Source organism: Micromonospora parva (assembly GCF_000718515.1).
GTDB lineage: Bacteria > Actinomycetota > Actinomycetes > Mycobacteriales > Micromonosporaceae > Micromonospora > Micromonospora parva.
The window spans coordinates 148,057-160,322 of sequence record NZ_JNZS01000004.1 but is presented as its reverse complement, the minus strand read 5'-3'; the positions used below and the strand labels follow the sequence as shown (position 1 = coordinate 160,322).

The following is a 12,266-nucleotide window of genomic DNA, read 5'->3' as shown; positions in this document are numbered from 1 at the left end:
GGACCGCCGAACGAGCGCCGGAGGACCGCCGGACGGGCGACAACAGCGGAGAACCGCATCGGCGCTCGCGTTCGCGGACCATGATGAGCCGGTGGGCGCACTCATGACACTCGACCTGCCGGCGGACTCACCGCTGCTCGGCCTGCCGTGGATCATCACCTTCGGTCCGCTCGGTGACCTCGACGAGTGGGAGCCGGTGGTCTGCGGGCCGTACGAGCGCCCCCACGCGTTGGCCCTGGCCGAGGCGGTGGTGGCCGAGGAGCAGTTGGTGGCCGTGGTGGAGCCGTTGCTGCCGGCGCTGTCCCCCGACGAGATCCGCAGCGAGATCGCCGCCGCGCAGGTCGCCGCCGAGGACGAGGCCCGTCAGGTGGAGGGGGCCGACCTGTACGGGGACTTCGAGGACGTGATCGACGAGGAGTTGGACGCGGCAGCCGACGAGGCGGGTCACGGTGAGCCCGCCGAACCGCCGGACGAGGCCGAGGTGCGTGCCGGCTTCACCCGGATCGCGGCGTTGCTGACAGCGAAGTGAGGGCTCAGCGGGTTGGCGCGCGGTCCAGCACGCAGAACTCGTTGCCCTCCGGGTCGGCGAGCACCGTGAACTGTTCGGCCCCGGTCTGCCCGACGTCGACGTGCCGCGCGCCGAGGCTCAGCAGCCGCCGTACCTCGGCCTGGGGGTCCGCGTCCGCGACCAGGTCGAGGTGCAGCCGGTTCTTGCCCCGCTTGGCGGTGCCCGAGCCCTGCAACCACACGGTGGGCGCCGTGGCGGACGGCGGCCCGGGCGGACGGAGCCTGGCGCTGCCGTCGTCACCCCGTTCGACCTCGTAGCCGAGGGCCGTCGACCAGAACGCGACCATCACGTCCAGGTCCTCGACGTCGAGCGTGCACTGGGCGATCCGTACCACCATGGGGCACCTCCGTAACGACGGTGCCCGATTCCGTACCCGCGGCCCCTGCGGGCCACACCACCGGCCGGCTACGGACACCGGCGCCACGCGGAGCGGACTCCGCGCGGCGCCGGTGGCACCTCACCCCCCACCACAAGGGGTCGGTAGCCCAGTCGCCCGCCGGCGCGGGGCACGACGAACGACCAGGTCGAGAACGAGTTACCCGTTCAGCGCTGTTCCAACCAGACTGCCGCGTCAATGGGCAGCAGATGACCGGTGCCCTGCTCGGTGAGCTCGTCGCTGGCGACGAGCGGCTGGCCGTACCCGTGGATCAGGACCGGTGCGCCGCTGAGGTTGACCACGCAGGTCAGCACGGTTGTGCCGGCGGTACGGGAGAAGGCCAGCACGCCCGGTTCGCTCTCCCGCCAGGTGACCCCGTCGGCGTCGAGGGCGAGCGCGGGATGGTCGTGCCGGATCCGCAGTGCCGCCCGGTACAGCTCCAGGGTGGAGCCGGGCACGCCGGTCTGCGCGGCGACGGAGAGCGTCTGCCAGAGGGCCGGGGCGGGTAGCCAGCTCAGCTCGCTGCCGGCCGGCCCGAAGCCGTACGGGGTCAACTCGCCGCTCCACGGGATGGGCACCCGGCAGCCGTCCCGGCTCTCGCCGGTGCGCAGGAACGCCGGATCCTGGCGTAGCTCGTCGGGGAGGTCGAGAACCTCGGGCAGGCCCAACTCCTCGCCCTGGTAGAGGTAGGCGCAGCCGGGCAGGGCGAGCATCAGCAGGCTGGCGGCGCGGGCTCGGCGCAGTCCTTCGGGGCCGTCGCCGTATCGGGTGACGTGCCGCTGCTTGTCGTGGTTGGACAACACCCAGGTGGTGGGCGCCCCGACCACTGTCGCCTCGGCCAGCGCGGTGTCGATCACCTTGCGGAACGAGTCGGCCGACCAGGTGGCGTCGAGGAAGTCGAAGCTGAACGCCTGGTGCAACTCGTCCGGGCCGATGTAGCGGGCCAGCCGCTGCGGCGTCTCGGCCCATGCCTCCGCGACCGCCATCCGGCCGCCCGGGTAGCTGTCCAGGATGGGCCGCCAGGCGCGGTAGATCTCGTGCACCTCGTCCTGGTCGAAGTACGGCAACCGGCCCTTGCCGAGCAGTTCGACCTGACGCTGGCCGGTGGTCATCGAGCTGAAGCCGACGTCCGGCAGCCCTTCCGCCTTGATCATGCCGTGCGCCACGTCGATGCGGAATCCGTCCACGCCCCGGTCCAGCCAGAACCGCAGCACGTCCTCGAACTCGGCGCGGACCTCCGGGTGGCGCCAGTTCAGGTCGGGCTGCGACGGGTCGAACAGGTGCAGGTACCACTGACCGTCAGGGATCCGCGTCCAGGCCGGGCCGCCGAAGATGCTCTCCCAGTCGTTCGGGGGCAGCTCGCCGTGCGCGCCCCGGCCGTCGGCGAAGAGGTAGCGGGCCCGCTCCGGTGAGCCGGGGCCGGCGGCGAGCGCGGCGGTGAACCACTGGTGCGCGCTGGAGGTGTGGTTGGGCACCAGGTCGACGATGATCCGCAGGCCGTGGGCGTGCGCGTCGGTGATCATCGCGTCGAAGTCGTCGAGGGTGCCGAACATCGGGTCGACGTCGCGGTAGTCGGCCACGTCGTACCCGCCGTCGATCATGGGCGAGGTGTAGAAGGGGGTCAGCCAGAGCGCGTCCACCCCGAGGTCGCGCAGGTACGGCAGGCGCTGCCGGATGCCCTGGAGGTCGCCGATGCCGTCGCCGTCGCTGTCGGCGAAGCTGCGGACGTACACCTGGTAGACGACCGCGGAACGCCACCAGTCGTCGGCGGCGGGCGGTGGGGTGGCGGCGCTGATCATTCGAGCAATATGCCGGCCGGCCGCTGCAAGAGTCAAGCAGATCTTGCGTAAGAAAGGCGTGCGGAACTCGGTGCGACAGCCGTGGAGCCGCGAACCACCAGCTCCGGGCGGAACAGGTACTCCGAATGCGGGGCGCCGTGCCCGTTGATCTCGTCCACCAGTGCCCGGACGGCGGCCACCGCCATCGCGGTGACCGGTTGCCGCATGGTGGTCAGCGGCGGGTCGGTGAAGGCCATCAGCGGTGAGTCGTCGTAACCCACCACGGAGAGGCCGTCGGGCACGTTGAGGCCGCGTTGGCGGGCGGCCCGGACCGCGCCGAGCGCCATCAGGTCGGAGCCGCAGACCACACCGGTGACGCCGCGGTCCAGCAGTCGCCCGGCCGCCGCCTCGCCACCCTCCACTCCGAACAGTGACAGCTCGGCGAGTGGGCCCAGGTCGGCTTCGGCGACGCCGGCCAGTCGGGTCATCGCGGATCGCCAGCCGGCGACCTTGCGCTGCACCGGGACGAACCGGTCCGGGCCGGTGATCAGGCCGATCCTCCGATGTCCGAGCGCGACCAGGTGGGCGACGGCGAGTTCGGCCGCCTCCCGGTCGTCGCAGGACACGAAGGGTGCGCCGATGCCGGGCACGTACCCGTTGATCATCACGACCGGCAACGGCCGGGCGAGCAGCGCCCGGTAGCGGTCGTGGTTGGCGGCGGTGTCGGCGTGCAGGCCGGAGACGAAGACGATCCCGGAGACCTGCCGGTCCAGCAGCATCTCCACGTACTCGTCCTCGGTCACCCCGCCGGCGGTCTGGGTGCAGAGCACCGGGGTGAACCCGCTCTGCGCCAGGGTGGACTCGATGACCTGGGCGAAGGCGGGGAAGATCGGGTTGTCCAGCTCCGGTACCACCAGGCCGACCAGGCCGGCGCTGCGCTTACGCAGTCGGGCCGGGCGCTCGTATCCGAGCACGTCGAGGGCGGTGAGGACGGCCTGGCGGGTCTCCGCTGCCACGCCGGGGCGGTCGTTGAGCACCCGCGACACCGTGGCCTCGCTGACTTCGGCCTGCTGGGCGATGTCGGACAGTCGAGCGCGCATGGCGGCACTTTAGCCCACCGGCAAGTTCTTGCGGAGTGCTTTGCAAGCCCTTCCATAATCTGCAACGTCTTGCTAACGTCCCCGCAACATGCGCGAGCAGCGGCGCAACATCATGCGTCGGTTGGCAAGAACTTCCAGACTTTCCACTGGCCGGCCGCCCTCCCCCGGCGGACCCGCCATGACGACAGGAGCACCGATGCGCATCCGTACCGCGGGTGTGGTCGCCCTCTTCGCCCTGGCGCTCGCCGCCTCGGGCTGCGGTGGCGACAGCGACGAGCCGGCCGCGAAGGACACCCCCAAGGCAGCCGGCGGCAAGATGGTCATCTGGGCGGACGACAAGCGGACCGCCGCCCTCAAGCCGTTCGCCGAGAAGTTCGGCCAGGAGAACGGCGTCACCGTCGAGGTCCAGGCCGTCAGCAAGGACCTGCAGACCAACTTCGTCACCGCGTCCCAACAGGGCAGCGGGCCGGACGTCGTGGTCGGCGCACACGACTGGATCGGCAACCTGGTGCAGAACGGCGCCATCGACCCGGTGCAGCTCGCCGCCGACCAGAAGAGCGCCTTCAACGCGACAGCCGTCAAGGCGGTCACCTTCAACGGCCAGCTCTACGGCGTGCCGTACGCGCAGGAGAACCTGGCGCTGATCCGCAACACCGAACTGGCCCCCGAGGCGCCGAAGACCATTGAGGACCTGGTCGCCAAGGGCAAGCAGCTCACGGCGTCGAAGAAGGTCACCGAGACGCTCTGCCTCCAGGTCGGCCAGAACGGCGACGCCTACCACATCTACCCGCTCTACAGCTCGGCCGGCGGATACCTCTTCGGCACCGGCGCCAACGGCGACTACGACCCGAAGGACCTGGGCGTGGGCAAGCCCGAGTCCATCGAGGCCTTCAAGAAGATCGGCGCGCTCGGCGAGAAGGGCGCGGGTGTGCTCAAGCGCTCCATCGCGGACACCAACTCGATCGCCACCTTCACCGGCAAGAAGTGCGCGTACCTGGTCTCCGGACCGTGGGCCGTGGCCGACGTCAAGAAGGCCGGCATCTCGTACGACATCTCGGCGATCCCCGGCTTCGCCGGCGGCAGGGAAGCCCAGCCGTTCGTGGGCGTGCAGGCGTTCTACGTCGCGGCCAAGGGCACCAACAAGGCGCTGGCCCAGGAGTTCGTGGCCAACTACACCACCACGCCCGAGCTGGCTGTCGCGTTGTACAACGCCGAGCCCCGGCCGCCGGCGTTGACCGCCGCCCTCGACCAGGTCAAGGGCGCCGACGCGGACCTGGCCAAGTTCCAGGAGGCGGGCAGGAACGGGCAGGTGCTCCCGGCCATTCCGGCGATGGCCGCGATCTGGGACCCGTTCGGCAAGGCCGAGGCCGCCGTCATCGGTGGGGCGGACCCGACCAGCACCATCACCGCCGCCGGCAAGACGATCTCCGGCCAGATCAAGTAATGAGTACGCCGCTGTCCGGCCCGGGGTCTGCCACGCAGGCCCCGGGCCGGGAGCCCGCCGGCTCCCCACCCCCGCGCTCCCGTGCCACACGTGACCACGCGCCGATCACCCTCACCGGGCTCGCCGGCAAGGTGCTCCTGCTCGGCCTGACCGCCGGTGTCGCCGTCTGGGCGGCGTTCCCGCTCGTCGCCGCCGAGATGTGGGTCGGCCTGGCGCTGCTGGTGGCGTCCACCGCCGGGCTGTTCTACCTGTACCTCACCCGTCGGCACGTCCCCGCCAAGTACCTGGTCCCGGGAACCCTGTTCCTGATCGCCTTCCAGGTCATCCCGGTGCTCTACACCGCCAGCACCGCCTTCACCAACTTCGGGGACGGGCACCGGGGCAGCAAGGACGACGCGATCGTCGCCATCGAGTCCTCGTCGGTCACCCAGGTACCCGGATCCGCCGAGTACGCCCTGACGATCGCCACCACCGGCGACCCGGCCACCGGTGCGCTGGTCTTCCTGGTCACCGACCCGGGCACCGGCGCGGTCTCCGTCGGTGACAGCGACGGGCTGCGCCGACTCGACAGTGCCGACGTCACGGTCGCCACCGGCGGGAGGGTCACCGCCGCCGCCGGGTACACAGTGCTGAACATCGGCCAGGCCAGCTCCCGCAGCAAGGAGATCACCGACCTGGTGGTGCCCACCCCCGGTGGCGCGCTGCGCTCCAGCGGCCTGTCCCGCGCGTACGAGGGCAAGGCGGTGCGGGCGTACGACGCCGCCTGCGACTGCGTCCGCGACGCCGAGACCGGGCGGACCTGGACCGCCGACGACGAGGCGGGTGCCTTCGTCGCCGCCGACGGTGAGCGGCTGGCCCAGGGCTGGAAGGTCAACGCCGGGCTGACCAACTTCACCCGTGTGCTCACCGACAAGAACGTCTCCGGCCCCTTCCTCAGCACCCTGATCTGGAACTTCGCCTTCGCCATCGGCTCCACCGGTGGGACGTTCCTGCTCGGCATGCTGATCGCGGTCGCGCTGCACTCGGCCCGGATGCGCGGCACCAATCTCTACCGGGTGCTGCTGGTCCTGCCGTACGCCATGCCGTCGTTCGCGATGCTGCTGGCCTGGCGGGACATGTTCAACGCCGACTTCGGGCTGATCAACAACCTGTTCGGGCTGGACGTTGACTGGTTCGGTCAGGCGTGGACGGCCCGCTTCGCGGTCATCCTGGTGCAGCTCTGGCTCGGGTACCCGTACATGTTCCTGGTGGCCACCGGTGCGTTGCAGGCCATCCCGCGCGAGCTGACCGAGGCCACCTCGGTCGACGGGGCGTCACCCTGGCAGTCCTTCCGCGCGGTCACCCTGCCGCTGTTGCTGGTAGCGCTCTCGCCGCTGCTGATCTCGTCGTTCGCGTTCAACTTCAACAACTTCAACGCGATCTACCTGACCACCGACGGTGCGCCCTTCCCCGCCGACAACCCGACGAACGGCGCCACCGACCTGCTGATCACGTACACCTATCGGCTCGCCTTCGGCGGCCAGGGGGCGCAGCTCGGCTTCGCCGCCGGCATCTCGGTGTTCATCTTCGCCATCGTCGCGGTGGTCTCCGCGGTCGGCTTCCGGCGGACCCGCAAACAGGAAGAGGTGTACGCGTGACAAGCCTCAACCTCAACCAGGCCGGCCGGCGGCGTGGCCGCTGGTTCGCCCAGGTCGGCTGGCGGCACCTGGTCGCCGTGCTCGCCGTGTTGTTCAGCCTGTTCCCGATCGTGTTCGTGGTGTCCGCGGCACTCAACCCGCTCGGTACGTTGTCCACCACCGAGTTGGTGCCGACCGGCGGGGTGTCGCTGGACAATGTCGGTGGGTTGTTCGAGCGGACCGCTTTCGGGCGGTGGTTCCTCAACTCGTTGCTGATCGCCGGGTTGGCGGCGTTCGCGTCGGTGTTCCTCTCGGCGCTCGCCGCGTACGCCTTCTCCCGGATGCGGTTCCGCGGCCGGCGGGTGGGGCTGCTGTCGCTGCTCCTGGTGCAGATGTTTCCGCAGTTCCTGGCGATCGTGGCGATCTATCTGATCTTCGGCACGATCACCGACCTGTGGCCGTCGATCGGTTTCAACACCCCGTGGGGTCTGCTGCTGCTCTACCTGGGTGGCGCGCTCGGGGTGAACACCTGGCTGATGAAGGGTTTCTTCGACACGTTGCCCCGGGAGTTGGACGAGTCGGCGACCATGGACGGCGCGTCGCACGCCCAGGTCTTCTTCCGGATCATGCTGCCGCTGGTGGCGCCGATCCTGGCGGTGGCCGGGCTGTTGGCCTTCATCGGCACCATCAACGAGTTCCTGATGGCCAACGTCTTCCTCACCAGTAGCGACTCCAAGACCCTGGCGGTGGGGATGTACGGCCTGTTGGAGGGCAACGAGCGCAACAACAACTTCGGCATTTTCGCGGCCGGCACCCTGCTCACCGCGATCCCGACGGTGCTGGTCTTCCAGTTTCTCCAGCGGTACATCGTCTCCGGGCTGACCTCGGGAGCCGTCAAGGGGTGAGACCGGGGGCGGTCGATCTCCGGTGGGGCGCGGTAGGGTGCTCCGGCGCCGTGCTGACGTTGCTCAGCGAGAGCGGGCCAGCGAACGTGTGGCGCTTTTGTTTCACTGGCCGCTGGTGGCCCGCCGCCCTTCATCCGCCGTCCGGTGCTGTTCCCGGGGAGACTCTCGTGCAACTGTCGATCTTGATGCCGGTCTACAACGAAGCGGAACGCGTCGGGGAGGCCCTGAAGCAGGCCCTCGCCGTGCAGTACCCGTGCGAGATCGAGATCGTGGTGGTCGACGACGGCAGCACTGACGAGACCGCCGAGATCCTCGGTCGAATGGATGACGCGCGGCTGCGGGTCGTGACCCACCCGCGCAACGCGGGCAAGGGCGCGGCGATCAGGACCGCTGTGGACAACGCCCGGGGCGAGTACATGGTGATCCTGGACGCCGACCTGGAGTACGACCCCCAGGACATCCCTCAGCTGTTGGCGCCGGTGTTGGAGGGGCAGGCGACAGTCGTCTACGGCAACCGCACCTTCGGCAGCCACAGCGCCTACAGCTTCTGGTACGTGGTCGGCAACCGCGGCGTCACCACGGCGGCGAACATTCTTTTCAATTCCTACATCGGCGATGTGGAGACGTGCTTCAAACTGATGCCGGTGGAGCTGTTCCGGTCGTTGAACATCCGGTCGCGTGGGTTCGGCATGGAGGCCGAGGTGACCGGCAAGCTGCTGCGCCGGCAGATCCGCCCCTACGACGTGCCGATCACCTACCGGGCGCGGGGCCGCGCGGAGGGCAAGAAGATCACCTGGCGGGACGGCATCGAGGCGTTGTGGATCCTGGGCCGGGAACGAGCCCGGCGTCGTCCCGGCGGCATCCCCGCCAAGACCCTCGCTGACCGATGACCAGCACGAAGCGTCGGGACCCGACCACGGTCGCCCGGGTCGTCGTGGCGCTCGTCGGTGTGGGCTGCCTCCTGCTGACCGCCCAGGGCGCCGTGCAGGCCACCGGTCGTGGCGTCGCCTTCATGACCGACCGGGAACACGACCTTCCGGCCCTCCAGCATCAGGTGGATCTGGAGACGCTCTGGCAGCAGTTCGTCGAGCAGGTGCCCGCCGGCAGCCGGATCTCGCTCACCCCGGCCCGGGCGAACAAGGACCTCTGGCAACAGCGGTTGAGTGAGCTTGCCGTGCTGCGCGGATGTGTGGTCGTCCAGGTGGGTCCGCGGGACTACTCGGTGGGCGTGACCACGGTGCAGCGGAAGCGGCCGACCAGCCCGGGCGTGCGGCTGGTCGTCCGGAAGGTCGGCTGACGACATGGCTCTCACCTCGATGCTCGCCGTGCTCGCCCTCCTCGCCGCCGGTTTTCCGCTGGCCTTCGCGGTGCTGCGCAGTCCCTTCCTCGCAGTGCTCTTCGCGCCGGTGACGGCGGCGCTCCTGAGCACTGTCGCGGTGGTCCTGATGCTGGTCGTCGGCGGTCCGCTGTTGCTCTGGCTCGCGCTGGTGCTGGTCGCCGGGGCGGCCGGCGCCTGGTGGCTGTCGCGCCGCCCCGGCGAGTCGGCACCGTACGGGGGGTGGTCGCACGCCCTGCTGATCGCGCTGCCACTGCTCCCACCGTGCTTCATGATCTTCGAGCCGGCCTTCCAGTGGGACGCCCACTCCATCTGGTGGCTGCACGCCGGCTACTTCGCCAACGGCAGCGAGTACGCGCGGGCGACGATCGGCAGCCCCGCCTTCGTCTTCTCGCACACCGACTACCCGCCGTTCGCCTCCGCGCCCGTCGCCGCCGTGTGGAGCGTCGTCGAGCCGGACTTCCGTACCGCTCAGCTCGTCGGCACGTTGGTCACCGTCTCGGCGGTCGCGATGCTGGTCTACCTGGTCCGACGCGCGCTGAACCGGGTGTCCGCGCGGGTGGCCTGGGCGCTGGCCATCGCGGTGGGCCTGGCAACCTGGGCGAACGTCCCGTACGCAGTGACCGGTGGTCTCGCCGACGCGCTCTGGTCCACCGCCTTCGCCGGTGCGGCGGTGGCGCTGCTGCTCGGTGCGGATCCGCTGCGCCGACCCGCGGTGCCGCTGGTGCTGTTGACCGTCGCGGCGCTCAGTAAGAACGAGGGGCTGATCGCCGTCGCGGGCCTGGCCGTGCTGGTCACCGTGCGGGGCCGCGCCGACCTGCGGCGGGCGGCGCTGGTGTGGCTGCCGGTGCTGGCCGGGGGTGCCTGGGCGGTGCTGGCCCGCCTGTTGGACGCCCAGTCGGACATCACCAGCGGCACCTCGGATGCTCGGGACGCGGGGGTGGTGGAACGCTTCCAGTTCACCGTCGCGGCGTTGTGGGACGTGGTTGGTCCGCTGCTGGTGGGCGCCGCGGTGGTGGCGTTGATCGGCACCCTCTTCCTGCGGGGGCGGCGTCATGCCGCCGGGCTGGCGGCGGACGGCTGGGTGTGGGCGGCCAACGGCTACTACCTGGCGGTTCTGATCGGGACCTACCTGTCCGGCCCGAACGAGATCCAGTGGTGGCTGGCGACCTCGGTGAACCGGGTGACGCTGCCGGTGGTGCTCCTGGCTGCGGTGAGCCTTGCCGGATGGGTCGCCGTCGCGTTCGGCGGTGACAGCCGAGCCGGGTCGCAGACGGTGCTCGACCAGCCGCGCGAGCCGGCCATGTCCGGTTCCACCCCGGGAACGACCGGTTGATCGACTGATTCGCGCCTGTCGGCGGATCCCGCTACTACGATCCGTCGTTCATAGGGGAGTATGGCGAGCGTGGAAGCTCTCAGACTCATCCTCCTCTACGTCCATCTGATCGGGTTCGCCCTGCTGCTCGGCGGCTCGATCGCCCAGTACGCCAGCGGTCGGCTGCGGATCAACCAGGCCATGCTCTGGGGCGCGGTGATCCAGTTGCTGACCGGGCTGGGCCTGTCCGCGCCGCTACGTGACGGCGACGAGCCGGCACCGGCGAAACTTGTGACGAAGTTGGTGATCGCGCTGCTGATCTTCGTCATGGTCTTCTTCTCCCGGAAGCGGGACGCGGTCAACCGTGGTCACTTCCTCGCAATCGTCGGCCTGACCCTGGTCAACGCGGCGGTAGCGGTCTTTTGGCGGTAACGTCCGGGGAGGGTGAGCGCCTCCGGAAACGGACGTTGCGGACACCTTGGCGCTCGGTTACCAGCACGAAGAGTGACTTGCCCCACGCAAGGGTTACACCCGGGTAACAGGCGCTCAACAGTCGTGCACGATTGTCGGCCGGTGGGTGGACGCGGGCGTACGCTCCCGTCCGTAACGTGGGACAGCCGGCGGCACACCCGCAGGCCGGCTGATGGGCTGCCACCGCACAAGGCGCGGTGAGCAATGGGAAGGAGACGTCTTGCGCTCGGTGCGTGGGATGCGGATCGCCTCGATCTTCGCGGTGGGTGGGCTCGCGCTCACCGCCGCCGCTTGTGGCGAGGCGCCCAAGGATGACAACAACGCCGGCAGTGGCGCCAAGAAGTTCAGCGCCTGCATGGTGACCGACGTCGGCGGCATCGACGACAAGTCGTTCAACGCTTCGGCCTGGAAGGGCCTGCAGGAGGCCAAGGCCGCCAACGACAACATCGACATCAAGTACGTGGCGTCGAAGGCGGAGGCCGACTACGAGCCGAACCTGACGCAGTTCGTCAACCAGAAGTGCGACTTCATCCTGGCGGTCGGTGGCCTGATGTCCAACGCCACCTCGAAGATCGCCAAGGCGAACCCGAACCAGGAGTTCGGCATTGTCGACGCGAACCCGGGTGACGCCAACGTCTACCCGATGCAGTTCGACACCGCGCAGGCCGCGTTCCAGGCCGGTTACCTGGCCGCCGGAATGACCAAGTCCGGCAAGGTGGCCACCTACGGTGCGGTGCCGATCCCGCCGGTGACGATCTTCATGGACGGCTTCGTCGACGGCGTCGCGCACTACAACAAGACCAAGGGCAAGAACGTCCAGGCGCTGGGCTGGAACAAGGAGACCCAGAAGGGCTCCTTCTCCAACGCCTTCGACAAGCAGGACGAGGGCAAGAAGGTCTCCGACGCGCTGGTCGCCCAGGGTGCGGACATCATCATGCCGGTCGCCGGCGGCTCCGGCCTCGGCACCACCGCCGCCGCCAAGGCCTCGGGTGGCAAGTACAGCACCATCTGGGTGGACGTCGACGGCTGCGAGAGCACCCCGGACTGCTCGGCGATCATCACCACGGTGGTCAAGAACATCCCGGACGCCGTCAAGGAGGCCGTGGTGAAGGCCGCCGCCGGTGACAAGCTTCCGGCCAACCCGGGCTTCGTCGGCACCCTGGCCAACAACGGTGTCTCGATCGCCCCGTACCACGACTTCGACAGCAAGGTTCCGGCCGAGCTGAAGGCCGAGGTCGACAAGATCAAGGCGGACATCGCCGCTGGCACCATCACCGTCACCTCGAAGGCTCAGCCGACCAAGTGACAACCGCACGGCTCCCCCGGTGAGATCATCGGGGAGGTCGGCGGGGGACAG

The 12,266-nt window shown here is 69.6% G+C and carries 12 protein-coding genes; 9 read left to right on the top strand and 3 right to left on the bottom strand.

Going from position 1 to position 12,266, the window contains the following annotated elements:
- The first annotated feature begins 91 nt into the window (after window positions 1-91).
- A complete protein-coding gene (locus IF22_RS0105370; RefSeq protein ID WP_030329078.1) occupies window positions 92-529 on the top strand; it encodes a hypothetical protein in 438 nt (145 codons plus the stop codon).
- 4 nt (window positions 530-533) lie between these two features.
- On the opposite strand, the gene IF22_RS0105365 is transcribed toward IF22_RS0105370, so the two are convergent.
- The 3 genes from IF22_RS0105365 to IF22_RS0105355 all read right to left on the bottom strand — a co-directional run bounded on the left by IF22_RS0105365 (window position 534) and on the right by IF22_RS0105355 (window position 3,822).
- Window positions 534-905 carry a VOC family protein gene (locus IF22_RS0105365; RefSeq protein WP_030329075.1) on the bottom strand — a complete coding sequence of 124 codons (372 nt, stop codon included), beginning with the start codon at window positions 903-905 and terminating at the stop codon, window positions 534-536.
- Between the two features lie 206 nt (window positions 906-1,111).
- Window positions 1,112-2,743, bottom strand: a complete 1,632-nt coding sequence (locus IF22_RS0105360) for a glycoside hydrolase family 13 protein (protein WP_030329073.1) — start codon at window positions 2,741-2,743, stop codon at window positions 1,112-1,114.
- A gap of 32 nt (window positions 2,744-2,775) precedes the next feature.
- On the bottom strand, window positions 2,776-3,822 hold the full coding sequence (locus tag IF22_RS0105355; RefSeq protein ID WP_030329071.1) for a LacI family DNA-binding transcriptional regulator: 1,047 nt from the start codon (window positions 3,820-3,822) through the stop codon (window positions 2,776-2,778).
- 196 nt (window positions 3,823-4,018) lie between these two features.
- On the opposite strand from IF22_RS0105355, the gene IF22_RS0105350 reads away from it, so the two are divergent.
- From IF22_RS0105350 to IF22_RS0105315, 8 genes are all read left to right on the top strand, one after another.
- On the top strand, window positions 4,019-5,266 hold the full coding sequence (locus tag IF22_RS0105350) for a sugar ABC transporter substrate-binding protein (protein WP_030329069.1): 1,248 nt from the start codon (window positions 4,019-4,021) through the stop codon (window positions 5,264-5,266).
- Complete coding sequence (locus IF22_RS0105345) at window positions 5,266-6,903, top strand: ABC transporter permease subunit (protein WP_030329066.1); 1,638 nt, start codon at window positions 5,266-5,268, stop codon at window positions 6,901-6,903. Before IF22_RS0105350 ends, IF22_RS0105345 begins: the two co-directional genes overlap by 1 nt.
- Complete coding sequence (locus IF22_RS0105340) at window positions 6,900-7,787, top strand: sugar ABC transporter permease (protein ID WP_030329064.1); 888 nt, start codon at window positions 6,900-6,902, stop codon at window positions 7,785-7,787. The genes IF22_RS0105345 and IF22_RS0105340 overlap by 4 nt, the downstream gene beginning before the upstream one ends.
- 167 nt (window positions 7,788-7,954) lie before the next feature.
- A complete protein-coding gene (locus IF22_RS0105335; protein WP_030329062.1) occupies window positions 7,955-8,677 on the top strand; it encodes a glycosyltransferase family 2 protein in 723 nt (240 codons plus the stop codon).
- Window positions 8,674-9,084 carry a hypothetical protein gene (locus tag IF22_RS0105330; protein ID WP_030329060.1) on the top strand — a complete coding sequence of 137 codons (411 nt, stop codon included), beginning with the start codon at window positions 8,674-8,676 and terminating at the stop codon, window positions 9,082-9,084. The genes IF22_RS0105335 and IF22_RS0105330 overlap by 4 nt, the downstream gene beginning before the upstream one ends.
- A gap of 4 nt (window positions 9,085-9,088) precedes the next feature.
- Window positions 9,089-10,459 (top strand): hypothetical protein, encoded by a 1,371-nt coding sequence (locus IF22_RS0105325; RefSeq protein ID WP_030329058.1) that lies wholly within the window; start codon window positions 9,089-9,091, stop codon window positions 10,457-10,459.
- 69 nt (window positions 10,460-10,528) lie between these two features.
- Window positions 10,529-10,870, top strand: a complete 342-nt coding sequence (locus IF22_RS0105320; protein ID WP_030329055.1) for a hypothetical protein — start codon at window positions 10,529-10,531, stop codon at window positions 10,868-10,870.
- A gap of 277 nt (window positions 10,871-11,147) precedes the next feature.
- On the top strand, window positions 11,148-12,215 hold the full coding sequence (locus IF22_RS0105315; protein ID WP_030329054.1) for a BMP family lipoprotein: 1,068 nt from the start codon (window positions 11,148-11,150) through the stop codon (window positions 12,213-12,215).
- Window positions 12,216-12,266 lie beyond the last annotated feature (51 nt).

Bases quoted from the DNA above. Each gene is read 5' to 3' on its own strand.
- IF22_RS0105350 (WP_030329069.1), top strand. From the start codon at position 4,019: ATGCGCATCCGTACCGCGGGTGTGGTCGCCCTCTTCGCCCTGGCGCTC.
- IF22_RS0105325 (WP_030329058.1), top strand. From the start codon at position 9,089: ATGGCTCTCACCTCGATGCTCGCCGTGCTCGCCCTCCTCGCCGCCGGT.
- IF22_RS0105360 (WP_030329073.1), bottom strand. From the start codon at position 2,743: ATGATCAGCGCCGCCACCCCACCGCCCGCCGCCGACGACTGGTGGCGT.
- IF22_RS0105315 (WP_030329054.1), top strand. From the start codon at position 11,148: ATGCGGATCGCCTCGATCTTCGCGGTGGGTGGGCTCGCGCTCACCGCC.
- IF22_RS0105345 (WP_030329066.1), top strand. From the start codon at position 5,266: ATGAGTACGCCGCTGTCCGGCCCGGGGTCTGCCACGCAGGCCCCGGGC.
- IF22_RS0105365 (WP_030329075.1), bottom strand. From the start codon at position 905: ATGGTGGTACGGATCGCCCAGTGCACGCTCGACGTCGAGGACCTGGAC.
- IF22_RS0105355 (WP_030329071.1), bottom strand. From the start codon at position 3,822: ATGCGCGCTCGACTGTCCGACATCGCCCAGCAGGCCGAAGTCAGCGAG.
- IF22_RS0105330 (WP_030329060.1), top strand. From the start codon at position 8,674: ATGACCAGCACGAAGCGTCGGGACCCGACCACGGTCGCCCGGGTCGTC.